This window comes from Patulibacter minatonensis DSM 18081, from assembly GCF_000519325.1.
GTDB lineage: Bacteria > Actinomycetota > Thermoleophilia > Solirubrobacterales > Solirubrobacteraceae > Patulibacter > Patulibacter minatonensis.
Window position 1 is genome coordinate 4,736,018 of record NZ_KI912613.1, and the last position, 22,218, is coordinate 4,758,235.

At 75.4% G+C, this 22,218-nt stretch carries 21 protein-coding genes; 8 read left to right on the forward strand and 13 right to left on the reverse strand.

The annotated features are described in order from the left end of the window. Nucleotides 1–63 precede the first annotated feature (63 nt). From PATMI_RS0122375 to PATMI_RS0122395, 5 genes are all read right to left on the reverse strand, one after another. On the reverse strand, nucleotides 64–978 hold the full coding sequence (locus PATMI_RS0122375) for a hypothetical protein (protein WP_026912514.1): 915 nt from the start codon (nucleotides 976–978) through the stop codon (nucleotides 64–66). Beyond that, entirely contained in the window at nucleotides 975–2,021 is a 1,047-nt protein-coding gene (locus PATMI_RS35320; RefSeq protein WP_051472163.1) for a helix-turn-helix domain-containing protein, read from the reverse strand. The genes PATMI_RS0122375 and PATMI_RS35320 overlap by 4 nt, the downstream gene beginning before the upstream one ends. 16 nt (nucleotides 2,022–2,037) lie before the next feature. Further along, a complete protein-coding gene (gene uvrA, locus PATMI_RS32515) occupies nucleotides 2,038–5,067 on the reverse strand; it encodes an excinuclease ABC subunit UvrA (RefSeq protein ID WP_084270171.1) in 3,030 nt (1,009 codons plus the stop codon). Nucleotides 5,068–5,166: 99 nt separating this feature from the next. After that, nucleotides 5,167–5,649: a hypothetical protein gene (locus PATMI_RS0122390; RefSeq protein WP_026912515.1), complete on the reverse strand. Its 483-nt coding sequence runs from the start codon at nucleotides 5,647–5,649 to the stop codon at nucleotides 5,167–5,169. Between the two features lie 62 nt (nucleotides 5,650–5,711). Further along, nucleotides 5,712–6,323: a TetR/AcrR family transcriptional regulator gene (locus PATMI_RS0122395; protein WP_026912516.1), complete on the reverse strand. Its 612-nt coding sequence runs from the start codon at nucleotides 6,321–6,323 to the stop codon at nucleotides 5,712–5,714. Between the two features lie 73 nt (nucleotides 6,324–6,396). On the opposite strand from PATMI_RS0122395, the gene PATMI_RS0122400 reads away from it, so the two are divergent. The 4 genes from PATMI_RS0122400 to PATMI_RS0122415 all read left to right on the forward strand — a co-directional run bounded on the left by PATMI_RS0122400 (nucleotide 6,397) and on the right by PATMI_RS0122415 (nucleotide 9,307). Continuing rightward, nucleotides 6,397–7,287, forward strand: a complete 891-nt coding sequence (locus PATMI_RS0122400) for an oxidoreductase (protein WP_036726284.1) — start codon at nucleotides 6,397–6,399, stop codon at nucleotides 7,285–7,287. 157 nt (nucleotides 7,288–7,444) lie between these two features. Next, nucleotides 7,445–7,801 (forward strand): DMT family transporter, encoded by a 357-nt coding sequence (locus PATMI_RS0122405; RefSeq protein WP_245604249.1) that lies wholly within the window; start codon nucleotides 7,445–7,447, stop codon nucleotides 7,799–7,801. After that, nucleotides 7,798–8,355: a TetR/AcrR family transcriptional regulator gene (locus tag PATMI_RS0122410; RefSeq protein ID WP_026912519.1), complete on the forward strand. Its 558-nt coding sequence runs from the start codon at nucleotides 7,798–7,800 to the stop codon at nucleotides 8,353–8,355. Before PATMI_RS0122405 ends, PATMI_RS0122410 begins: the two co-directional genes overlap by 4 nt. Nucleotides 8,356–8,425: 70 nt before the next feature. Further along, nucleotides 8,426–9,307, forward strand: a complete 882-nt coding sequence (locus tag PATMI_RS0122415; protein WP_026912520.1) for an alpha/beta fold hydrolase — start codon at nucleotides 8,426–8,428, stop codon at nucleotides 9,305–9,307. A gap of 157 nt (nucleotides 9,308–9,464) precedes the next feature. Here PATMI_RS0122415 and PATMI_RS0122420 read toward each other — a convergent pair whose 3' ends face one another. From PATMI_RS0122420 to PATMI_RS0122430, 3 genes are all read right to left on the reverse strand, one after another. Then, the gene (locus tag PATMI_RS0122420; protein WP_026912521.1) at nucleotides 9,465–9,857 is read right to left on the reverse strand and encodes a hypothetical protein; all 393 of its coding nucleotides are present in this window, start codon (nucleotides 9,855–9,857) and stop codon (nucleotides 9,465–9,467) included. Between the two features lie 359 nt (nucleotides 9,858–10,216). Continuing rightward, a complete protein-coding gene (locus tag PATMI_RS32520; protein ID WP_051472164.1) occupies nucleotides 10,217–10,993 on the reverse strand; it encodes an inositol monophosphatase family protein in 777 nt (258 codons plus the stop codon). A 107-nt stretch (nucleotides 10,994–11,100) separates the two neighbouring features. Continuing rightward, nucleotides 11,101–12,441, reverse strand: a complete 1,341-nt coding sequence (locus PATMI_RS0122430) for a dihydrolipoyl dehydrogenase family protein (protein WP_026912522.1) — start codon at nucleotides 12,439–12,441, stop codon at nucleotides 11,101–11,103. A gap of 230 nt (nucleotides 12,442–12,671) precedes the next feature. Between PATMI_RS0122430 and PATMI_RS0122435 the strand changes: the two genes are divergently transcribed. After that, a complete protein-coding gene (locus PATMI_RS0122435) occupies nucleotides 12,672–13,727 on the forward strand; it encodes an NAD(P)H-dependent flavin oxidoreductase (RefSeq protein WP_051472165.1) in 1,056 nt (351 codons plus the stop codon). A gap of 58 nt (nucleotides 13,728–13,785) precedes the next feature. On the opposite strand, the gene PATMI_RS38605 is transcribed toward PATMI_RS0122435, so the two are convergent. The 4 genes from PATMI_RS38605 to PATMI_RS0122455 all read right to left on the reverse strand — a co-directional run bounded on the left by PATMI_RS38605 (nucleotide 13,786) and on the right by PATMI_RS0122455 (nucleotide 17,310). Then, nucleotides 13,786–14,358 (reverse strand): sugar O-acetyltransferase, encoded by a 573-nt coding sequence (locus tag PATMI_RS38605; RefSeq protein WP_026912524.1) that lies wholly within the window; start codon nucleotides 14,356–14,358, stop codon nucleotides 13,786–13,788. A gap of 18 nt (nucleotides 14,359–14,376) precedes the next feature. Continuing rightward, nucleotides 14,377–16,149, reverse strand: coding sequence for a helix-turn-helix domain-containing protein (locus tag PATMI_RS0122445; RefSeq protein ID WP_026912525.1), 1,773 nt, complete (start codon nucleotides 16,147–16,149; stop codon nucleotides 14,377–14,379). A gap of 109 nt (nucleotides 16,150–16,258) precedes the next feature. Continuing rightward, nucleotides 16,259–16,933, reverse strand: coding sequence for a lysozyme family protein (locus PATMI_RS0122450; protein WP_026912526.1), 675 nt, complete (start codon nucleotides 16,931–16,933; stop codon nucleotides 16,259–16,261). Nucleotides 16,934–17,061: 128 nt separating this feature from the next. Further along, a complete protein-coding gene (locus tag PATMI_RS0122455; protein WP_026912527.1) occupies nucleotides 17,062–17,310 on the reverse strand; it encodes a hypothetical protein in 249 nt (82 codons plus the stop codon). A gap of 251 nt (nucleotides 17,311–17,561) precedes the next feature. Between PATMI_RS0122455 and PATMI_RS0122460 the strand changes: the two genes are divergently transcribed. From PATMI_RS0122460 to PATMI_RS0122475, 3 genes are all read left to right on the forward strand, one after another. Further along, on the forward strand, nucleotides 17,562–18,293 hold the full coding sequence (locus tag PATMI_RS0122460; RefSeq protein WP_026912528.1) for a hypothetical protein: 732 nt from the start codon (nucleotides 17,562–17,564) through the stop codon (nucleotides 18,291–18,293). A 55-nt stretch (nucleotides 18,294–18,348) separates the two neighbouring features. After that, nucleotides 18,349–19,167, forward strand: coding sequence for a sulfurtransferase (locus PATMI_RS0122465; RefSeq protein ID WP_026912529.1), 819 nt, complete (start codon nucleotides 18,349–18,351; stop codon nucleotides 19,165–19,167). A gap of 152 nt (nucleotides 19,168–19,319) precedes the next feature. Further along, nucleotides 19,320–21,161, forward strand: a complete 1,842-nt coding sequence (locus PATMI_RS0122475) for an ABC-F family ATP-binding cassette domain-containing protein (RefSeq protein ID WP_026912531.1) — start codon at nucleotides 19,320–19,322, stop codon at nucleotides 21,159–21,161. Here PATMI_RS0122475 and PATMI_RS0122480 read toward each other — a convergent pair. Then, on the reverse strand, nucleotides 21,158–22,177 hold the full coding sequence (locus PATMI_RS0122480; RefSeq protein WP_026912532.1) for an SDR family NAD(P)-dependent oxidoreductase: 1,020 nt from the start codon (nucleotides 22,175–22,177) through the stop codon (nucleotides 21,158–21,160). The genes PATMI_RS0122475 and PATMI_RS0122480 overlap by 4 nt on opposite strands. Nucleotides 22,178–22,218: the final 41 nt, after the last annotated feature.

Below are 22,218 nucleotides of genomic sequence, written 5' to 3' on the forward strand. Positions count from 1 at the left end.
GCCGCACGCTCGGGTCGGCGGGGCTCGGGTCGGCCGGGGCATCCGCCCGTCCCGGAGGCCGGGTCAGTGCAGTCGGCCGGCGGCCCGCAGCACCAGGAGCGCGTGGAGCGTGGCCCAGCCACGCCATCCCGCCCGGGCGGCCTGCGAGATCGGCTCGAAGTTGACGTCCCAGCCGCCGTCGGCGCGCTGACGCGCGGCCAGGGCGTCGAGCGCGGCGGCGACCGCGTCCTGCGGCAGGAACGCCCGGCCGGGGTCCCCCGGGAACGGGGCGACCTCCAGCGGACCGATGTGGTGGCCGGGCGCGCCGGGCTCCGTCAGCGCGGGGTCGAGCGCGATGTGGTCCCGGACGCCCTGCTCCAGGCACGTGCGGAGGGCGGCCGGGTCGGGCGCGGCGGGCACCGCCGGATCGAGCAGCCAGAGCGCCGCCCGCACGCTGTAGAGGTCGAGGTCCTCCCCCGCCCCCGCCGCCGTCCCGTCGGCACCGGTCGCACGCCAGCAGAACGCCGTCGCGCGGTCCAGCCACGGGTGCTCGACGCCGTGGCGGTGCAGGATCCCGACGAGCGCCGCGGTCGGGTTCAGCGACGAGGTCTCGCCGTCGGCGTGGTGCCAGTGGGGGGCCGCCGGGTGAGCGCGCGCGGAGGGGTGCGTGAACGGCACGCCGCCGTCGTCGCCGGAGACCGTGACGAGCCAGTCGCACAGACCCGATGCGACGTCGGCCGGGACCGTGCCGACCTCGTCGAGGATGCGCAGGGCGAGCTCGGCGGACTGCGGCTGGCTGATCGTCGTCCGCAGGTCGGGCTCGAGGATCCCGGCGTACCCGCCGTCAGCGTTCCGGTAGGCCGAGAGGGCCGCCAGCACCGACGCGTCGGTGCCCTCGCCGAAGGCGCGCTCGAAGCGCCGCAGGTCGAGGATCCGGGCCTCCTGGCGGAGGAACGTCTCGGCGGCGGCGATGTCCAAGGATGCGGCGCTCGTGCTCATGCCGCCATCCTGCCGCGCCGCGGCGCCGGCGTCTCGGACGTTTCGGACACGTCGGCGCGGGACCGACACGGCAGGACGGCGTCGCCCACCGGACGGCTCGCCGCGCCCCGAACGCCCCGGGCCGCCTGGCCCGGCCGGCGCGCGGCGACGAGCTCGGCCGGGGTCGCCAGGGCCAGAGCCCGCGTCTCGCGGCCCAGGTGGCCCTGGTCCGCGTAGCCGGCCAGGGCGGCGAGACCCGCGAGGTCCTCGTCCGTGGCGATCGCCAGGCCGAGGAAGCGCTGCAGCCGGAGAACGCGCTCGAGCGTCTTGGGGCCGTAGCCCACGTGGTGGTGGAAGCGACGTCGGAGCTGCCGCTCGCTGAGCGCGGTCTCGCGGGCCAGCTCGGCGACGCCCATGCGGCCGGCGCTCAGGGCCTCGGCCGCCGCGTCGACCTGCGGGTCCGTCGGCCCCGCGTCAGCGGCGCGCGCGGCCACGGCGGCGGTCAGCACCCGCAGCCGGCCGCGCACGTCGCCCTGCTCCGCGACCCGCTCGGTCAGGCGCCGACCGTCCGTGCCCCACAGCTCCTCGGCGTCGGGGTGCTCGTCGCGCAGCGCCGACGCGGAGGTGCCGAACGTCGTCGCCGCCCCCGGGCGCAGACGGACACCGACCGTCGTGTCGTCTCCGGGCTCCGCGGGCCGCGCGGCGGTGTCCGGTCCCGCGACGGTCAGCCGGCCGGCGTGCCAGACGAGGTCGACGCAGCCGTCGGGCAGGATCATCGGGGCCGGGACGCGCACGTCGGCCGCGACGCGCTCCCGGGGCGCGGGCGGAGCGTCGGTGCGGGGCCCGGATCCGCCGGCCGCGCCCTGCACCCACCAGAGGCAGGTCACCCGGTCGGCGAGCGCCGGCGGAGGCGTGACCTCGCCGTAGGCGGCGGGCGCTCCCCCGTCGCCGTCGGCGACCCACGCCACGTCGGCCGACGCGCCGACGTGTGCGTCGCCCGCCGCCGCCCGCCCCGCTCCGCCGGTCGCACCGACGTCGTGGCGGGATCGGCGGCGGGCGGGCATCGGCGGGTCCCCGGGCTCAGTCCGCCGCGGCTGCGCGCTTGCGGCGGGTCGGGGGGCGCTTCGTCGCGGCCGCGATCCGCTCGCGGGCCTCGGCGGCCTCGGCCTGCTTCTGGGCCTTGGACTTCGTGTTCCGCGGCAGCTCGTCCGCCGGTGCGCGCTTGGCCGTGCCGCCGGCCGCGACCGCCCCGGCGTCGGCCTCGACGAGCTCGCGCAGGAAGCGTCCCGTGTGCGACTCCGTGACCGCGGCGACCTGCTCCGGGGTGCCCTGGGCGACGAGCTCGCCGCCGCCGTTGCCGCCCTCGGGCCCCAGGTCGATCAGGTGGTCGGCCGTCTTGATGACGTCCATGTCGTGCTCGATGACGACCACGGAGTTGCCGGTGCCCACGAGGCGCTGCAGGACCTCGAGCAGGCGCTCGACGTCCGCGAAGTGCAGGCCGGTCGTCGGCTCGTCGAGGATGTAGAGCGTGCGGCCCGTGGCCTGGCGCGCGAGCTCGTGCGCGAGCTTCACGCGCTGCGCCTCGCCGCCCGACAGCGTCGTCGCGGGCTGCCCGAGCCGGACGTAGCCGAGGCCGACGTCGCGGATCGTCTCGAGCCGGCGGCGGATCTTCGGGACGTTCTCGAAGTAGTCGATGGCCTCGTCGACCGGCATCGCGAGGACGTCGGCGATCGACTTGCCCTTGAAGTGGACCTCGAGGGTCTCGCGGTTGTAGCGCCGGCCGTCGCACTGCTCGCACGGGACGTAGACGTCCGGCAGGAAGTGCATCTCGATCTTGATCTGGCCGTCGCCCTTGCAGACCTCGCAGCGCCCGCCCTTGACGTTGAACGAGAACCGGCCGGGCTTGTACCCGCGGGCCTTGGCCTCCGGCGTCTGCGAGAACAGCGTCCGGATGTGGTCGAAGATCCCGGTGTAGGTGGCCGGGTTGGAGCGCGGGGTGCGGCCGATCGGCGACTGGTTGACCTGGATGACCTTGTCCAGCTGCTCCATCCCGTCGATGCCGTCGTGGGCACCGGGCCGGACGCGCGCGCGGTTCAGCTGCGCCGCGGCGGACTTGTGGAGGATGCCGTTGATCAGCGTCGACTTGCCCGAGCCCGACACGCCGGTGACGGTGCAGAGCACCCCCAGCGGGATCGTGACGTCGATGCCCTTGAGGTTGTGGTCCCGCGCGCCGCGGATCCGGAGCTCGCCGGTGCGCTCGCGCCGGGCTTCGGGCACCTGGATCGCGCGCTTGCCCGAGAGGAACTGTCCCGTCAGCGACTTGGCGTTGGCCTCGACCTGCTTCGGGGTGCCGTTGGCGACGACCTCTCCCCCGTACTCGCCGGCGCCGGGGCCCATGTCGATCAGGCGGTCGGCGCGGCGCATCGTCTGCTCGTCGTGCTCGACGACGAGGACGCTGTTGCCGAGGTCGCGCAGACGCTCGAGCGTCTTGATCAGGCGCTCGTTGTCGCGCTGGTGCAGGCCGATCGACGGCTCGTCCAGCACGTAGAGGACGCCCACGAGCGCGGAGCCGATCTGCGTGGCCAGGCGGATGCGCTGGGCCTCGCCGCCCGACAGCGACGCGGCGCCGCGGTCCATCGTCAGGTAGCCGATGCCGACGTCGACGAGGAACGACAGGCGCTCCTTGATCTCGCGCACGATGAGGTTCGCGATCTTGCGCTCGGTCGTCGTGAGCTGCACCTCGTCGACCCACGTCAGCGCGTCGTGCACCGACAGCGCCGAGAACTGGTGGATGCCGATGCCGCCGATGAGCACGTTGCGCGGACCGGGCTTCAGGCGCGAGCCCTCGCAGTCCGGGCACGGCACCATCGACATGTACTCCTCGATCTTCTCCTTGACCGCCTCGGAGTCGGACTCGCGGTAGCGGCGCTCGAGGTTGGAGAGCACGCCCTCCGCGCGCATGTTGTAGGTGCGGCGGCGACCGGCGCGGTTCTTGAACCGCAGCGGTACGCGCTCGCCGTCCGGGGCGCCGTAGAGGACGCCCTCCTGCTCCTCCATGGTCAGCTCCGACCACGGGACGTCCATCCGGACGTCGAAGTGCTCGCAGAGGCCCTCGAGCAGCTTGCGGTAGAACGGGTTGGGCGACGAGCTCCACGGCTTGATCGCGCCGCCCTCGAGGGTCTTGGACCCGTCGGGGATCACGAGGTCCGGATCGACGATCAGCTGCGCGCCCAGGCCGGTGCAGCGGGGGCACGCGCCGTGCGGGGCGTTGAACGAGAACGTCCGGGGCTCGACCTCGGACATCGAGAAGCCGCACTCGAGGCAGGCGAAGTTCTCGGAGAACGTGTGGCGCTCCTCCCACTCCTCCGGCACCTGGTCGTCCTCGCGGAGGACGAGCGCGATCTCGACGAGGCCCTCGGCCTCCTTCGTCGCGGCCTCGACGCCCTCCGCCAGCCGCTTGCGGACGTCGTGCCGCATGACCAGGCGGTCCACGACGACCGAGATGTCGTGCTTGTACTTCTTGTCGAGGATGATCTCCTCGTCCAGCATCCGCAGGTCGCCGTTGACCTCGACGCGGAGGAAGCCCTCGTCCTTCAGGTGCGAGAAGAGGTCGCGGAACTCGCCCTTGCGCCCGCGGACGAGCGGCGCGAGCACCATGAAGCGCGTGCCCTCGGGCAGGGTCATCACGCGGTCGATGATCTGCTCGACCGACTGCCCGGCGATCGGCCCGTGCCCGTTGGGGCAGTGCGGGTGCCCGATCCGCGCCCAGAGCAGGCGCAGGTAGTCGTGGACCTCCGTCACCGTGCCGACCGTCGACCGCGGGTTGCGCGACGTCGTCTTCTGGTCGATCGAGATCGCCGGCGAGAGGCCCTCGATCGAGTCGACGTCGGGCTTGTCCATCTGCCCGAGGAACTGCCGGGCGTAGGCCGACAGCGACTCGACGTAGCGGCGCTGGCCCTCGGCGTAGATCGTGTCGAACGCCAACGACGACTTGCCCGAGCCGGAGAGCCCGGTCAGGACGACGAGGGAGTCCCGCGGGAGCTCGAGGGAGACGTCCTTGAGGTTGTGCTCGCGAGCACCGGTGACGACGATCCGTCCGCTACCTGCCATTGGGACCGAGTCTACGCAGGCGAACGGACGTTCGCTTTGGCACGGCCGTCCGCGCGCCCAGGTGCAGGGAGAACGCCCCCGGACCGCGCTGCGCGCGGACTACCAGCCGTTGCCGGTGCACCCGCCGCCGGACCGGCCCAGCGGGGTCTTCACCGCACAGGAGCGGATCACGCTCGAGCCCTGCCGCGTGAGCGCGAACCGGGTGCCCGACAGCGACACCATGAGGATCCGGTACCCCGTCCGGGTCGCGCGGGTGATCGTGGCCTCCCCGGCCCGGGGGCGCGCGGGGGTCAGCGACGCGGTCGTCGCACCGAGCTGCCGGTTCGTCGTGCACAGGGCGTAGTCGCCGGAGCCCTTGAAGCACGTCTCCACCGACTCCGCGAGCTCGCGCACCGCGTCCTTGACGGTGGTGTCTGCACCCCGGGCGTCCGCCGGCGTGAGCGACGTCGCGGTCCCGCCGGCGGGACCGTCGTCCCCGCCGCAGCCCGCGAGCCCGAGCGCGACGACGGCGGCGGCCGCCACCAGCAGGGGTGAGCGGCGGCGCGCGGTGCCCGTCGTCTGCTGCGTCCGCGCCTCGTCCATGCCTGCAGATCGTACGCCGGACACCGCCCGCTGGATGCCGCACACGTGGGGGCGCGCGCGGTTCAGCCGCGCGGCCGCAGCCCCAGCACCAGGCGCTCGGCGGTGTCGGCGACGATCCCGGGGAGCGCCTCGGCGTCGAGCAGCCCGGCGTTCGCCATCGACGCGAGCCCGTGGATCGCGGCCCACGCGGACGTCGCCACCCGCTCGACGTCACCCGGCACGACGTCGCCGGACGCCTGCCCCGCCACGACCAGCGCGAGCGGCGCCTGGAACGCCCGGGCGCCCGCGGCGAGCAGCGATGCGTCGACCCCGGGGCGGTGCTTGCCGGTGAACATCACGTCGAGCAGGGCGGCGTGCCCGACGGCGAACCCGACGTAGGCCTCCGCCATCGCCGCCAGGCGCTCCACGAACGGTCGGCCGTCGTCCCCCACCGAGGCGTCGAGCGCGACCGCCAGGCGCCCGAACCCGTCCTCGGCCAGGGCGTCGAGCAGCGCCTGCTTGTCGGCGAAGTGCCGGCGGGGCGCCGCGTGGCTCACCCCGACGTCGCGGGCGATCCCCCGGAGCGAGAGCTCGCCGGCGCCGGACTCCGCGAGGACCTCCTCGGCGCGCCGCAGCAGGGCCTCCCGCAGGTTGCCGTGGTGGTAGCGCCGCGGCGCGTCGGTCTGGGTGCCCACCGCCCGAGGCTACCGCGAACGCCGGATGATGTTGGCGTTGACAACTCTGTTGTCACCGCCTACATTCCGGTCCATGCCCAAGTGGAACGCCTCGAACCTCCCCTCCTTCTCCGGCCGCACCGTCGTCGTGACCGGCGCCAACAGCGGCATCGGCCTCGTCGCCGCCCGCGAGCTCGCCCGCGCCGGGGCCCGCACCGTGATCGCGGTCCGCGACCCCGCCAAGGGCGAGCGTGCCGCCGCCGGGATCACCGGCGACGTCGAGGTCCGCCGGCTCGACCTGGCCGACCTGTCGTCCGTCCGCGCGTTCGCCGCCGAGTGGGAGGGCGACCTCGACGTCCTCGTCAACAACGCCGGCGTGATGATCCCGCCGCGGGGCACGACGAAGGACGGCTTCGAGCTGCAGATCGGCACGAACCACCTCGGCCACTTCGCCCTGACGAACCTGCTGCTGCCGAAGATCACCGAGCGCGTCGTGACCGTCGCCTCCGGCGCGCACCGCGGCGCGAAGGTCGACCTCGACGACCTCAACTGGGAGCGCCGGGAGTTCAAGAACTGGGCGGCGTACGGGCAGTCGAAGCTCGCGAACCTGCTCTTCACGCTCGAGCTCGAGCGCCGGCTGCGCGCCGCGGGCTCCCCCGTGCGCGCGCTCGCCGCGCACCCGGGCTACGCCGCGACGAACTTGCAGTCCGCCACGACGAACCCGTTCCAGCGGATCGGCATGAAGGTCGCCAACCGCGTCGTCGCGCAGGACGACGCCGCCGGCGCGCTGCCGACGCTGTTCGCCGCCTCGCAGGACCTGCCCGGCGCGTCGTACGTCGGCCCGGACGGCCTCGCCGAGATGCGCGGCGGCCCGGTCCTCGTCGGGCGCACGGCGGAGGCCAGCGACGCGGAGAGCGCCAAGCGCCTCTGGTCGCTCTCCGAGGAGCTGACGGGCGTGCGCGCCCCGGAGCTGCTCGCGGTCTGAGGGCGCCCGGGCGGCAGGGCGGACCGCGCCATGCGGTGCCGGGGCCGTTCGCGGGGGCCCGGGGCCGTGGGGCGCGGGAGCGCGGCAGAGACGACGGTGATGATGATACGTTCGTACAAGTAGTGCGATTGCACCACTTGTTCCGCCGCGCCTCCCGGTGCGGCCCATCCCGTTCCGGAGCTTCCTCATGGGCTACGTCTTCCTCGCCGGCGCCATCGTCTCGGAGGTCATCGCGACCACGAGCCTGCGTGCGTCGGACGGCTTCTCGAAGCCCGGCTGGATCGTCCTCGTCGTCGCCGGGTACGTCGTCGCGTTCACGCTGCTCGGCCTCTGCCTCGGCCGGGGCGTCCCGCTCGGCGTGGCCTACGGGATCTGGTGCGCGGTCGGGATCGCCCTCGTCGCCGCGCTCTCGATCCCGCTGTTCGGCGAGACCCTGACGACCGTCCAGGTCGTCGGGCTCGGTCTCGTGATCGCCGGGGCCGTCGCGCTCGAGGCCGGGGCGGCCCACGAGTGAGCGCGCGCGAGACCACGTCCGACGGGCGCGTCGCCCGCGGGGACGAGAGCCGCCGCCGACTGCTCGCGGCGACGCTGACCGTCATGGAACAAGGGGGCGTCGCGGCGGTCTCGCACCGCGCGGTCGCGGCCGAGGCGGGGGTCGCGGCGGCCTCGGTCCGGTACCACTTCGGCAGCATCGACGACCTGCTCGTCGCGGCGATGACGACCGCCACCGAGGAGTGGGCCGCGACCCTCGCCGGGCACGCGCCGGACACCCACCTGGGGCGGCTCGCCGCGTTCCTGGCCGACGAGTCGCTGCACCACCGCGAGCGGGCCGTGGCCGAGTTCGAGCTCTACCTGCTCGCGGCCCGGCGGCCAGCGCTCCGGCCCGCGGCGCTCGCCTGGCTGGGGGTCGCGATCGGGCCGCTCGCGGACGGCCTCGACGACGTCGGGCGCCGGACCTTCGCCGCGGTGCTGGACGGGATCTGCCTGCACGGGCTGCTGGCGGACGACCCGCCGGACGCCGCCACAATCGAAGCGGTCCTGCGTCGCGTCTGCGAGACCGGGGGTTGAGGTCCGCCGCCGCGCGGCGATCCGGCCGTTGTGCTTCCACGGCGGGGAGGCCCGGCGGTAGGGTCGCCCGATGACCGAGCGCCTCGTCGACGTCGGGGACGGGATCGTGCTCTGCGTCGACGAGCTCGGCGACCCGGACCACCCCACGCTCCTCCTGATGCAGGGCATGGGGCTCGGGCTCGTGTGGTGGCGCGACGACTTCTGCGCGGCGCTCGTCGACCGCGGGCTGCGCGTCGTCCGCTACGACCACCGCGACGTCGGCCGCTCGACCCCGTGCCGCGGTGCCGTCCCCGGGGTCGCCGCGATCATCACCCGGCGCTCGCGCCCGGTCTACACCCTCGAGGACCTCGCCGACGACGCCGGGCGGCTCGTCCCCCTCGTCGCCGGTGACGGCACCGCGCACGTCGCGGGCGTGTCGCTCGGGTCGTTCGTCGCGCAGCAGACCGCGATCCGGCATCCCGACCGCGTCCGGTCGCTGACGTCGATCATGGGCCGGCCCGGCGATGGGCGGACCGGCAAGGTCGCGTGGCGGATGCGCCCCGAGTTCCTGCGCTCCGGCCCGCGCGACCCCGAGGGCGCGGCCGAGCACCTCGTCGGCACCTTCGGCCGGATCGGCTCGACGGGGCGGACCGCCGAGGACGACGAGGACGTCCGCATCGCGTTCCGCCGCTCGGCGCAGCGCGACCAGGGCGACGGGGCGGGCGGCGGCCGGCAGTTCGCGGCGGTGCTCGCCGAGACCGACCGCACCCCGGGACTCCGCGACCTGGCGATCCCCGCGCTCGTCGTCCACGGCACCCGCGACCGCGTCGTCAAGCCGAGCGGCGGCCGGGCGACCGCGGCGGCGATCCCCGGCGCGGAGCTCCTCGAGATCGAGGGGATGGGCCACGACCTGCCGCGGCGCGTCTGGGAGCCGGTGGTCGACGGGATCGCGAGGACGGTCGCGCGGGCCTGAACCGGGGGTCGGGTGCGCTTCGTCACTTCCCGCCGGACGTTCGACCATCGACTCCCCCGGGCGGCCGGGATCGGGTGCGCTTCGTCACGCCCCGCCGGACGTTCGACCATCGACTCCCCCGGCGGCGGGCGGCCCGGCGCCCTGCCGGGCGCCCGGACTACCGCCGGACGGCCCTGGTGATCGACGTCGCCGTCCACTCCCGGGTGCTCGGGACGGAGAGGCGGACGCGGCGCGTGCCCGTCGGCGCCGTGAGTCGCAGGATCCCGGAGGCCTTCGCCCGGCGCACGACCGTGGACCGCCCCCCGGTCCGCGTGAACCGCACCGTCGCGGTCCGGACCGCCCGCCGGCGCAGCGAGCCGAAGTGCACCGTGACCCGCCGCCCGCTGACGGCGACGGTGATGGCCTGGGGCAGCTGCCGGGTCATCGTCCCGCCGGGGGTCTGGGCGCGCGAGGGCGCGGACGGAGACGCGACGGCCGCCGCGGCCGCACCCCCGCACGCCACCGTGGCCAGGACCGCGATCCCGGCCGTCCGACGACCGGGGCGGGGCATGCGTGTCGCGCTCATACGAGGTCTACGTCGCCGAGCGGGCCGTGGACGCGGGCGTGCGTCAGGGTGTCGGGTGCGCTTTCGTCTCGCCCGGCGCGACGTCGGACCACCGGCCTCGCGGGGGCACGGTGTCGGGTGCGCTTTCGTCTCGCCCGGCGCGACGTCGGACCATGGACGCCGAGGGCCACGGGAGCCCCTGCCGCCGTGCAACGAGCACCCGGATCCGGGCTCCGCCCGCAATCCGGACGTCGTCCCGCCCGATCAGCCGTGCGCCGGCCGCCCGCGCGGCCGCCCGCCCCGCAGCCACCGGCGCCCGCGGCTCGCCGCCCACGACGGCCCGGCACGCCGCGACCCGCACCCCCTCACCCCAGCGCCGCGACCTCGACCAGGCGGACGAGCGCGTCGCAGACCCGGGGCGTGCCCGCGACGCCCCAGACCGGGCCGTCGGGCAGGGGGCGGATCTCGACCGCGCGACCGCCCGCCTCGCGGACGAGGTGCGCGCCGGGCGCCCAGTCCCATGCTGCGAGGTCGGGCTGGACCCAGCCGTCGAGGCGGCCGTCGGCGATCCACGCGAGCTCGAGCGAGCCGGATCCCGCGCCCGCGCGCAGGGCGCCGACGCCTATGAGCAGCGCCCGGTTGACCGCGTCGACGCCCGGCATGCCGCGCTTGGACGGGTGCAGGTAGGTGGAGACGAGCGCGGCGTCGAGGGCGACGTCCTCGCGCACCCGCATCCGCTCGCCGTCCCGGAACGCGCCCCGCCCGCGCTCGGCGGAGAACGTCTGCGACGCGGTGACGTCGTGGACGACCGCGACCTTCGAGCCCCCGTCCTCCTCGAGCCCCACGACGCACGCCCAGCCAGGGAGCCCGCGCACGAGGTTGAGCGTGCCGTCGACCGGATCGATCAGCCAGACGCGCCGCCCGGTCCGGCGGTGCCCCTCCTCGCCCTGGACGCCGTCGGAAGGGCGGGTCTCGCCGAGCAGCCGGAACGCGGCCTCCTCCCCCGCGCGGTCGGCGCTCGTGACGAGGTCCGTCGGCGACGACTTCTCGTCGACCTCGACCGCGTGCGTGAGCTCGTGGACGACGGCGTCGGCCGCGGCGGCGGCCGCCGCGCGGGCGACCTCGAGGTCGGTCGGTTCCATCCGGGGAGCCTACGGGGCGGGGCCCGGTCCCTCCGGGTGCCCCGAGCCCCGTCGTCGACCACCGCGCCTTCGCGCCGCGACGCTCGGGGCGGGGCCCGGTCCCCTCCCTACAGCTGCCGGAAGGCCGCGCCCCACAGCTCGCTGAACGTCGGGAACTGCGGGACGAAGTCCCGGAGGACCCCCAGCGGGATCTCGGCCTTGATCGCCAGGGCGGGCGTGTGGATCCACTCGCCCGCCTCCGGCCCGACGGCCCAGGCGCCGACCACGACGTCGCGGTCGGCGTCGAGCACCACGCCGACGCCGCCCTTCAGCCCGCGGCCGTACGTCTCGGTGCGGTCGGTGCCGGAGAGGTCGAGCGTCGCCGTACGGACGGTGAGCCCTCGTTCGCGCGCGGCGTCGGCGGTGAGCCCGACGGCGGCGATCTCGGGCTCGAGGAAGACGACGCGCGGGATCGCCCGGTAGTCGGCGACGGCGTCGCCGCCCGTGAGCGCGTCGACCACGACCCGGCCCTGGTACCCGGCGACGTGCGTGAACGGCGCCTCGCCGGTGATGTCGCCGACCGCCCAGATCCCGTCGGCCGCCCGGCAGCGCTCGTCGACCCGGATCAGCCCCTTCTCCACGACGACGCCGTCGGGGGCCAGGCCGTCGATCCGCGGCGTGCGACCCGCGGCCACGACGAGCCGCTCGACGTCGAGGACGTCCCCGGCGTCGGTCGTGACCTCCGTCCGGCCGGCGTGGTGGCGGACGGCCTCGATGCTCGTCCCGAGCCGCACGTCGACCCCGTGGTCGCGGAGCGCCTGGGCGGCGTGCGCGGCGAGCTCCGGGTCCTCGCGCGTCAGCACGCGGTCGGAGCGCTGCAGCAGCACGACCTCGCAGCCGAACGAGCGCAGGTACTGGGCGACCTCGAGCCCGACCGCCCCGCCGCCGAGGACCACGGCGCTCTCGGGCACCTCGGCCAGCGACGTGACCTCGCGGTTCGTCCAGACGTGCTCGCGCTCCAGGCCCGGCAGGTCGGGGATCGCCGGGTGGGTGCCCGACGCGATCACGACGTCGGCGCAGCGCAGCTCGCGGTCGCCGACGAGGACCCGGCCGCGCTCGGGGACGGTCGCGCGGCCGCGGACGAGCGTGATCCCGTCGATGCCGCCGATCCAGTCCGCCTTGGCCCCGTCGTCGAGGCCGGAGTTCATGTAGTCGCGGTACTCGCGGACCTGCTCCCACGAGAGGGCCGGCACCTCGACGCCGGCGACGCTGCGCGCCTGCGCCTGCAGCTGCCCGGGGCGCAGGAGCGTCTTCGACGGGATGCAGGCCCAGAAGGGGCACTCGCCGCCGACGAGCTCGTCCTCGACGACCGCCACGCGCTTCCCGGCCTCCGCGAGCGCCGGGGCGACGCCGCGGCCACCCGGACCCGTACCGATGACGACGACGTCGAACTCGTGCTCGGTGCTCATGCGGGCACGGTACCCGGCGGGTCCGGGCGGTCCACGGGGACGGGGCTCCGCCGCGCGTGCGCTCTCGTCCCGCTCGACGGATCGGGGCGGCCGCGGCGCAGCGACGGAGCGCCGCAGACGCACGGCCTCGGATCGGGGCGCCGCAGATCCCGCTCGGCACCTTCTCCCCGTCCTGCGACGCGAACGTGCTTCCGGCCGGACCCGTGGTGCGGATGCGCTTGGCTGTGGTGATGCCCCGCCCGCTCCCCTTCGCCCCCGGTCGTGCCCCGCGCCTACCGATCTGGGCCGCCCCGATGGCCGGCGGTCCCTCGAGCACCGCGCTGATCGCCGCGGTCGGGGCCGCGGGCGGTCTGGGCCTGGTCCCGGCCGGCTACCTGACGGCTGAGGCGTTCGCCGACCGGATCGACCAGGTGGAGGCCGCGACCGACGCGCCGTGGGGCGCGAACCTCTTCCTGCCCGGACCGCCCGCCGCCGACGATGCGGCGGTGGCTGCGCACGCCGACGCGCTGCGCCCGCTCGCCGAGGCCCGCGGCGTCGCGCTCGGCGATCCGCGATGGGAGGACGACGCGGTCGACGCGAAGGTCGACGTCCTCCTGGAGCGTCGCCCCGCGGCGATCACGTTCACGTTCGGCTGCCCGCCCGCCGAGCTCGTCGGGCGCCTGCGCGAGGCGACCGGCGCGGTGCTCGTCGCGACGGTGACGACGCCCGCGGAGGCCGTCGAGGCGACCACGGCGGGGGTCGACGCGCTCGCGCTGCAGGGTGCCGAGGCCGGAGGCCACCGCGGCGTCTTCGTCGACGACCGCGCGTTCCCGGGCGGCGGCGAGCTCGTCCCGCTCGACGAGCTCTTGGCCCGCACGCGGACGGAGACGCCGCTCCCGCTGCTCGCCGCCGGCGGCCTGATGACCGGCGCGGACGTCCGGCGGGTCCTCGACGCCGGCGCGTCGGGCGTGCAGCTCGGCACCGCGCTGCTCTGCACCCCCGAGGCGGGGACGTCGGCGACCCACCGGCGCGCGCTCCTCGACCGCCGGTACGACGGGACGACCGTGACCCGCGGCTTCACGGGACGTCCGGCCCGCGGTCTCGCGAACCCCCTCGCGCTGGCGTTCCCGGACGCTCCGTCGGCGTACCCGGAGGTCCACCACCTGACCCGGCCGCTCCGGGCCGCGGCGGCCGAGCAGGGCGATCCCGACGCCGTCCACCTCTGGGCCGGCGACGGCTGGCGGGGCGTCACCGAGGAGCCCGTCGGGACGCTGCTCGCGCGGATCGCGCGGGACGCGGGGCTCTGAGCGCTCGACCGGGGGCAGGCGGCCGGCGCCACGGGTCTCTGCGTCCCCCGGAGGGCCGCTACTCCGGCAGCGGCCGCACCACCCGCGCGGGGTTGCCGACCGCGATCACGTCCGCGGGGAGATCCTTCGTCACGACCGATCCGGCGCCGACGACGGTGTTCTCGCCGATCGTGACCCCGGGGCAGACGATCACGCCGCCGCCGAGCCAGACGTTGTCGCCGATCGTGATCGGCGCGGCGGACTCCCACTTGTCACGCCGCGGACCGGCCTCCAGCGGGTGCGTGGCGGTCAGCAGCTGCACGTTGGGGGCGATCTGGACGTCGTCGCCGATCGTGACGCGGGCGACGTCGAGGCAGACCAGACCGAAGTTGGCGAACGTCCGCGCGCCGACGGTCGTCCGGTACCCGTAGTCGCAGTGGAACGGCGAGCGGATCTCGCTGCCCTCGCCGAACGCGCCGAGCAGCCGGCGGAGGATCGCCGTGCGGGCCTCGCGGTCGGTCGGGTCCGTCTCGTTCAGCTCGCGCGCGAGGCGCAGCGCCACGTGCGACTCCTCGCGGATCTCCGGATCGTCGGCGAGGTAGAGGTCGCCGGCGTGCATCCGCTCGCGCATCGACCGGGCGTCGTCCGTCATCGGACCAGCGTACGAGCCTCAGGCCGCCTCGCGCTCCGGCGCCCGCAGGCGGTGCAGCTTGATCGCCAGCTCGAGCGACACGAGGTCCTCCTCCGCGATCGTCAGGTCCGTGAGGTGCTCGATCCGCTCGAGGCGCTGGCGGAGCGTGTTCGCGTGGATGTAGAGCGCGCGGGCGGTCGGGACGACGCTGCGGTCGGCGAGGTAGCGCTCCAGGGTGCGGACGAGCTCGCTGCCGCGGCGGGCGTCGTACCGCCACAGCGCGTCGACCGCCGCGGCGTGCCGGGCGTCCGGCTGCACCTCGCCCCCGACCCCGACGAGGTACCGGTAGGCGCCCAGGGCGTCCCAGGCGCGGAGGCCGCCCTCGGGCGCCAGCGCGCGGGCGATGCGGGCCGCCGCCGCGGCCTCGACGAGGCTCGCGCGGTCGGCCGCCAGCTGCGCCTGCACGCTCGACCGCCCGCCCACCGCCTGCTCCTCGCGGGCGATCGCGTCGAGCAGCTCGTCGAGGTCCCGGAGCGCCGAGGCCCGGCCGTCCCCCGACGCGACGGGCACGAGGACGCGCAGGCGCTCCGGGCTCGGGTCGCAGAGGGCGCCGGGGACCGCGTGCCGCAGCCGGGTCTCGACCCGTTCCGCCGACGCCCACGACCGCCCGGGCCGCAGCGGCTCGAAGATCGCGACGACGTGCGGGCCGTCCGGGTCGATCCGCGCGCCGCGGGCCCGTGCGGCGACCTGTCCACCACGGCCGGCGGCGATCGCGTCGAACAGGTCGCGGACGAGGTTCTCCTCGGTCAGCCGCTCGATCAGCTCGACGGTGCGCAGGGCGACGGCCGCCTGCGCCGCGACGGTCTCCAGCATCCCGCGCTCGTGCGGCTGGAACGGGGCCTCGCGCTCGACGGAGAGGACGCCCTCCCCCGCGTCGCCGGCGGCCACGCGGACCGCCAGGGCGCCGCGCTCGGGCGCGTCGACGGGCGGGTCCTGCGGCCGGACCACGCTGCCGGTCGCGCTCGCCGACGCGACCACGCGTGACGCCCCGTCGCCCAGGTCGACGAGGTGCAGCCGGCAGCGGTCGGCGGCGAGCAGCTCGAGCGTGCCGTCGCACGTGGCGGTCAGGAGGTCCCCGCGACGGGACACGGTGGCCAGCCGCTGCACGAGGAGCGCGAGGCGGTCGAGCGCCCGGACGCGCTCCTGCTCGCGCTCGAACAGCCGGGCGTTCTCGATCGTGCCGGCGACGAGCGACGCGACGTGCGAGAGGAAGTCGAGGACCTCCTGCCCGAACTCGCGCGGCGCCTCGGTGTGCAGGACGATCACGCCGATGACGACGCCGTCCCGGCCCCGGAGCGGGACGGCGACCATCGACTGGAAGCGCTCCTCCTGGAGCTCCGGCACGAGCTTCATCCGCGGATCCGACAACGCGTCCTCGCGGATGAACGCCGGGCGGTCGTGGCGGACGACCCAGCCGCAGAGGCCCTCGTCGACGCCGAACGACACGCGGCCGACCGCGTCGGCGAAGACCTTCGACGCCGCGCGCATCGTCAGGCGGTCGTGGTCGCGGAGGTAGACGAAGCACGCGTGGCAGGCGGTGGCGTCGCTCAGGAGCTCCACGACCGCCGGCAGGACGCCGTCGACGTCGGGGCCCTGGGCGACGGCACCGATGACGCGGTAGAGCCAGTCGCGGCCCAGGGTGCCGTCGACCAGCGCGGCGTCGTCCCCCGACGCGGGGAGGACCTGTGGGCCGCCCCGGCCGCGTGGTCCGGGGTCGGTGCCTGCTCGGCTCGCGTGGACGTGTCCCGACACCACTCGACCCTAGGCCCGGGTGGATGGACCGCACATGCGCCAACGGGACAAGGTGCGGGCTCCGCACGTGGTCGCGCGGGCGAACGGGGGGCCGGGGTGTGGGGTTCCGTCAGAACCAGCGGTCGGTGCGCCACGTCCTCTCGGCGAGCCGCTGCCTGACCTTCGCGACGTACTCCTCGTCGCCGAGGTGCCAGCGGCCGGACGCCCAGACCCCGACGGAGCCCCAGAGGTCGCCGGCGCGGTAGGGCCGCCCGCGCTCGACCTGGTTCAGCCACGGCTGCTTGCCGCCGTAGTACGCGCGGAGGATCGCCCCGTAGTAGTCGACGTTGAACGCGGTGTCCTGCGACGTCAGCGGCTCGCAGCAGTGGTACGGACGCCGGATCTGCATCAGCCCGAACGAGTCGCCGGAGTCGCCGACCGTCGACATGTGCCACCACGACTCGACGGTCGCCACGGCGCGCAGGAGGTCCGGCGACACGCGCCACTTGTAGGCGCCCCACTGGAGGATCTCGTCGGTCGTCCCGGTGAAGTGCCCCGTCACCCAGCGCTTGTTGGGCATGTCGGAGCGGCTGCGGAAGTCGCGGAGCTGCGCCGCCGTGGGCATCGTGTGGTTCGCGGCGTGGTTGTCGGCGCGCGGCTCGAACGACGAGCGCTGCACCATGCGGGCCGCGGCGCGGTCGGTGCGCGGCTCCGCGTGCGGGCCGCCGGAGATCAGCGCGGCGCCGGCGGGCGACGGCAGCGCGAGGACGACGGCGGCCGCGAGGGCGGGGAGGAGACGGCGCACGGGACGTGCATCGGCGGGCACGGAGGAGCACTTGAGCACCGACGCTCCCGCGCGACGGACGTCCGGGCCGGCCGGCGCTCGGGGCGGCCGAGGGACCGGCGGCCACCGGCCGCCCGGCGACCGGGCGTTCAGGCGCCCGGGTCCTCGTCGGTCGCCCTCCGCGGCCGCGGGCGGACGGCCCGGCGGCGGTTCGCCCGGCGGGCCTCGAAGAACGCCGGGAGCGACGCGTGCCCCGTCGAGTACAGCCCCAGCATGACCATCCCCGCGGCGATCGCGACGATGGCGAGGACCCCGGGGGCGCCCACGAACAGGGCGATGATCCCGAGCACGACGAAGGCCGCGCCCCCGGCCAGCAGGTTCCGCATCTGGGGGTCCATGGGAGCAACCTACCCCGCCGGCCGGGGCCCTGCTCGATCGTCCGTCCGCCCTGCGGGTTTCCACATTCGCGGGGCGGGAGCCAGCCCCTACACTCGGCCGGTCGACGAGTTCCCCGGCGGCGACGCACCAGGCCATCGACCGATGGATCCCGCAGTGTCCCGCTCGTCCCCGTCCCGTCCCAGCACGTCCCGCACGCGACCCCGCCGGCCCTCGGCCGCGGTACCGCGGAGCGCGTGACGCCCGGCCCAGGATGCACGACCAGTCCTCCTCCTCCGCACGCGACCAGATCACCGCCGCCGCGCTCCGCCTGATCGGGGACGCCGACGCCGGCGACCTCCTCCGCGCGTTGACGCCGGAGCGCATAGCGACCGCGAGCGACCGCTCGGCGTCCACCGTCCGCTACCACTTCGGCGGCGACGACACCGGCAGCGGCACGTACGCGTTCCAGCGTCGCGACCTGGCCCTCGCGATCCTCGCCGCCTCGCTGGAGACCCGACTCGCGGCCGCGGAGCGGTCCTCCGGCGCCCTCGTGCGCGCGGCGGAGGACGTCCCGTCCCGCGGCGACCTCGACGGGGTCCATGCGGCGATCGGCGAGGCGCTGCTGCCGTTCCTCCCCGGCCCCTCGGGAGCGGAGGCCGCCGCCGGCGAGCGCGTCCTCCACCTCGGGCTCTCGATCTGCGACACCGACGCGACGGCAGCCCGGATGTTGCGTGATGCCCGGGTCACGCAGTCGGGGTTCGCGGAGGCGTTCTTCGCCGCGCTCGTCGTCGCCACGGGCCGGGAGATGTCGCCGGGCCGGACGCTCGGCGAGCTCGCGGACAGCGTCGTCGCGCTGATCGACGGGCACCTCCAGCGGCTGCGGTTCGACCCTGGTGCGTCCCCCACCGGCATCCAGGCCGCGATGACCGCGATCGTGGCGAGCTTCACGCGCCCGGTCGGCGGCGACGGGTTCGACCCGGACGCCGCGATCGTCGGCCGCTGACCACCGGCGGCCGCGCTCCGGACGGGTGCCGACGGCCCCGGGATAGGCTCCGGCCATGATCCCCCCGTTCGTCGGTCCGGAGTGGCTCCGGGAGCACCAGGACGCCGTCGTCGCCGACGTCCGCTTCTACCTCGACGGGCGGAGCGGCCGCGACGCCCACGCCGCCGGGCACGTCCCGGGCGCCGTGTTCGTCGACCTCCCGACGGTGCTGGCGGGGCCGGGGTCCGACGCCGGCGGCCGTCATCCGCTCCCGGAGCCCGCGGACTTCGCGGCGGGCCTGAGCGCCGTGGGGATCGCCGACGGCGTCCCGGTCGTGGCGTACGACGACGCCGGCGGCGTGATGGCCGCGCGGCTGGTCTGGATGCTGCGGGCCGTCGGGCACGACGCGACGCTGCTCGACGGCGGCCTCGCCGCCTGGGACGGGCCGCTCGAGACCGGCACGGTCGACGCGTCGCCGGCGGTCCTGACCGTCCGCGAGTGGCCCACCGAGCTGCTGGCGTCGATCGACGACGCGACCGACCGCGGCAACGTGGTCGTCGACGCCCGGCCGCCGGACCGCTACGCCGGTGGTGCCGACGCGCTCGACCCCCGCGCCGGGCACATCCCCGGCGCCCGCAACCTGCCCGCGAGGGGCAACCTCGGCGAAGGAGACCGCCTGCTGCCGGTCGACGAGCTGCGCGCCCGGTTCGCCGCCGTCGGCATCGACGAGGGCACCCCGCTGGTCTCCTCGTGCGGCTCGGGCGTGACCGCGTGCCACAACCTGTTGGCGATCGAGCACGCCGGACTCGGCCGCGGCCGGCTCTTCCCGGGTTCGTGGTCGGCCTACAGCCGCGACGCGTCGCGGCCGGTGGCGACGGGCCCCGAGCCGGGCTGAGAAGCGCGACGGGGTCGCGCGTCCGTCCGCTGCAGCGGACGGGCGCCGCGGGTCGTCGTCGGAGCGTCGGCCGTGTCGAGCCGACGGTGCCCGACCTGTGCCCGGACGGCCGGGAGCCGGTCGAGGAGCGATCCCGGCAAGATGGACGGCCGATGGCTCCCGCCCCACGCAACCTCGTCAACCTCAAGGCGGTCGACAAGGGCTTCGTCAGCCGCACCGTCCTGCAGGACGTCACCCTCGGCATCAACGCCGGCGACCGGATCGGCATCGTCGGCAAGAACGGCGACGGCAAGTCGACCCTGATGCGCCTGATCGCCGGGCTCGAGGAGCCCGATTCGGGCAACGTCACGCGCCTCGGCGACCTCGACCTCGCGCTCGTCGGCCAGGGCGACTCGCTGGACCCCGGGAAGACGATCCGCCAGGAGCTGATCGGCGACCGCGCCGACCACGAGTGGGCGGCCGACAAGACGTTCCGCTCCGTCCTCGAGGGCCTGCTGGGCGGCGTCGAGCTGCGGCGGTTCCCGAAGGGCCTCGACACCGTGATCGGCCCGCTGTCGGGCGGCGAGCGGCGGCGCATCGCGCTCGCGAAGCTCCTGCTCGACTCCCCCGACCTGCTGCTGCTGGACGAGCCGACGAACCACCTCGACGTCGAGGGCGTCGCCTGGCTCGCCGGGTTCCTCGCCAAGCGCCGCGGCACGATGGTCGTCATCACCCACGACCGGTGGTTCCTCGACGAGGTCTGCACCGACACGTGGGAGGTCGTCGACGGCACGGTCCACCAGTACGAGGGCGGCTACGCGTCCTACGTCCTGGCCCGCGCCGAGCGCGACCGCCAGGAGGCCGCCCAGGACGCCCGCCGACGGCAGCTCCTGCGCAAGGAGCTCGCCTGGCTCCGCCGTGGCCCGCCGGCCCGGACGTCGAAGCCGAAGTTCCGCATCGACGCCGCCAACGAGCTGATCGCCGACGAGCCCGCGCCCCGCGACGGCGTCGAGCTGCTGCGCTTCGCGACCCGGCGCCTCGGCGGCAAGGTCGTCGACGTCGAGGACGTCTCGGTCGCCTTCGGCGAGAAGGTGCTGCTCGACCACGCCACCTGGCGCCTGGGTCCCGGCGACCGGGTCGCACTCGTCGGTGTCAACGGCGCCGGCAAGACGACGCTGATCAACGTCATCAGCGGCGCGCTGCAGCCCGACCGGGGCGAGGTCCAGCGCGGCACGACCGTCCGCCTGGCACAGCTCTCCCAGGACACCGTCGAGATCCCGCCGAACCTCCGCGTCCTCGAGTCGCTCGAGGAGGTCCGGGGCCGGACGACCACCAGCGACGGCCTGGAGCTCACCGCCGGCCAGCTCTGCGACCGCTTCGGCTTCCGCGGCGCCCGCTCGCGCACCCTCGTCAAGGACCTCTCCGGCGGCGAGCGCCGCCGGCTGCAGCTGATGCGGCTCCTCATGGAGGAGCCCAACGTCCTGATCCTCGACGAGCCGACCAACGACCTCGACATCGACACCCTGACCGCGCTCGAGGACCTCCTCGACGCGTGGCCCGGCACCCTCGTCGTCGTCTCGCACGACCGGTACTTCGTCGAACGGGTCTGCGACGACGTCTTCGGCCTGATGGGCGACGGCGGCGTCCGGCACCTGCCGGGCGGGATCGACGAGTACCTGCGGCTGCGCCACGCCGCCGAGGAGGCCGACGCCGCCGGTCGCACCGGCGGGGGGGACCCGGCGGGTGCCGGCGCGAAGGACGCCGCCGCTCCCGCCGCCGCGAAGCCTGCCCTCACCGGCGGCGCCCTCCGCGCGGCCCGCAAGGAGGTCCAGCGTCTCGAGCGCGCGATCGAGAAGATCGACGAGCGCGAGACCGCGCTGCACCAGGCGATGGCGGACGCCGCGACCGACATGCGCCGGCTGAGCGAGCTCGGCGACGAGCAGACCGCGCTGGCCACGGAGCGCGACGAGCTGGAGGCCGCCTGGATGGAGGCCTCCGAAGCGATCGAAGGCTAGAAAGGGTTGACCCCGGTCAGCTCGGCCGAGAGCGTCCAGAGGCGTGCGGCCTGGTCGCGGTCGATCGCGTGCGCGTCGACGCCCGAGACCCCCTCGGTCTCGCCGCCGACGTCCGTCGGCTCGGCGATCTCGCAGTCCTCGCAGTAGACGCCGCCCAGGCCGTCGAGCTCGGGCGACGTCGCCGCCCACGTGGCGGTCGACGCGCCCTGCTCCACGGTCTTGAAGCGATCGATCGGCTGGCCGTTCTCGTCGAACCACCCGCGGTCGTCCATCTCCTGCTGCGTGAGGTGGCGCTGCAGCGGCGTCAGGATCCCGCCCGGGTGCGCCGCGAAGGCGCGCACGCCGTGCTCGCGGCCGGCGGCGTCGAGATGGACCGCGAACAGGCTGTTGGCGGACTTCGCCTGCCCGTAGGCGTCCCACTTGTCGTAGCCACCCTGCTCGAACATGACGTCGTCCCAGCGGATCCCCGAGCGCTTGTGGCCGGTCGACGAGAGCGCCACCACCCGGGCGCCGTCACCGGCGACGAGCGCCGGCCAGAGGCGCGCGGTCAGCGCGTAGTGGCCGAGGTGGTTCGTCGCGAACTGCGACTCCCAGCCGGGACCGACACGCGTCTCCGGGTTGGCCATCACCGCGGCGTCGTTGATCAGGAGGTCGATCGAGCGGCCCGAGGCGAGGAACCGCTCGGCGAACGCCCGGACGCTCTCCAGGTCGGCGAGGTCGAGCTCGTCGACCTCGATCGGCGCGCTGCCGGGCGCGACGCCGCCGGTGGCCCCGAGGGTCGCGACCGTCCCGACGTCCGCGAGCTGCTCGACCGCGTGGGCGACCCGCCGGGCCGGGACCACGACGTGCGCGCCGGCGTTCACGAGGGCCCGGACCGTCTCGAGGCCGATGCCGGAGTAGCCGCCCGTCACGACCGCGAGGCGGCCGGAGAGGTCGATGCCCTCGAGCACCTCCTCCGCCGTGCTGCGGGCGCCGAAGCCCGACCCGATGGCGTGCTGGGGAGTGATCGTCGTCATGCCTCTGACGGTAGGACCTGGAGTGCGGTCCAGGTCAAGGA

Bases quoted from the DNA above. Each gene is read 5' to 3' on its own strand.
- PATMI_RS0122390 (WP_026912515.1), bottom strand. From the start codon at position 5,649: ATGGACGAGGCGCGGACGCAGCAGACGACGGGCACCGCGCGCCGCCGC.
- PATMI_RS0122400 (WP_036726284.1), top strand. From the start codon at position 6,397: ATGCCCAAGTGGAACGCCTCGAACCTCCCCTCCTTCTCCGGCCGCACC.
- PATMI_RS0122420 (WP_026912521.1), bottom strand. From the start codon at position 9,857: ATGCCCCGCCCCGGTCGTCGGACGGCCGGGATCGCGGTCCTGGCCACG.
- PATMI_RS38605 (WP_026912524.1), bottom strand. From the start codon at position 14,358: ATGACGGACGACGCCCGGTCGATGCGCGAGCGGATGCACGCCGGCGAC.
- uvrA (WP_084270171.1), bottom strand. From the start codon at position 5,067: ATGGCAGGTAGCGGACGGATCGTCGTCACCGGTGCTCGCGAGCACAAC.
- PATMI_RS35320 (WP_051472163.1), bottom strand. From the start codon at position 2,021: ATGCCCGCCCGCCGCCGATCCCGCCACGACGTCGGTGCGACCGGCGGA.
- PATMI_RS0122475 (WP_026912531.1), top strand. From the start codon at position 19,320: ATGGCTCCCGCCCCACGCAACCTCGTCAACCTCAAGGCGGTCGACAAG.
- PATMI_RS0122415 (WP_026912520.1), top strand. From the start codon at position 8,426: ATGACCGAGCGCCTCGTCGACGTCGGGGACGGGATCGTGCTCTGCGTC.
- PATMI_RS0122435 (WP_051472165.1), top strand. From the start codon at position 12,672: ATGCCCCGCCCGCTCCCCTTCGCCCCCGGTCGTGCCCCGCGCCTACCG.
- PATMI_RS0122480 (WP_026912532.1), bottom strand. From the start codon at position 22,177: ATGACGACGATCACTCCCCAGCACGCCATCGGGTCGGGCTTCGGCGCC.
- PATMI_RS0122375 (WP_026912514.1), bottom strand. From the start codon at position 978: ATGAGCACGAGCGCCGCATCCTTGGACATCGCCGCCGCCGAGACGTTC.
- PATMI_RS32520 (WP_051472164.1), bottom strand. From the start codon at position 10,993: ATGGAACCGACCGACCTCGAGGTCGCCCGCGCGGCGGCCGCCGCCGCG.
- PATMI_RS0122430 (WP_026912522.1), bottom strand. From the start codon at position 12,441: ATGAGCACCGAGCACGAGTTCGACGTCGTCGTCATCGGTACGGGTCCG.
- PATMI_RS0122465 (WP_026912529.1), top strand. From the start codon at position 18,349: ATGATCCCCCCGTTCGTCGGTCCGGAGTGGCTCCGGGAGCACCAGGAC.
- PATMI_RS0122460 (WP_026912528.1), top strand. From the start codon at position 17,562: ATGCACGACCAGTCCTCCTCCTCCGCACGCGACCAGATCACCGCCGCC.
- PATMI_RS0122455 (WP_026912527.1), bottom strand. From the start codon at position 17,310: ATGGACCCCCAGATGCGGAACCTGCTGGCCGGGGGCGCGGCCTTCGTC.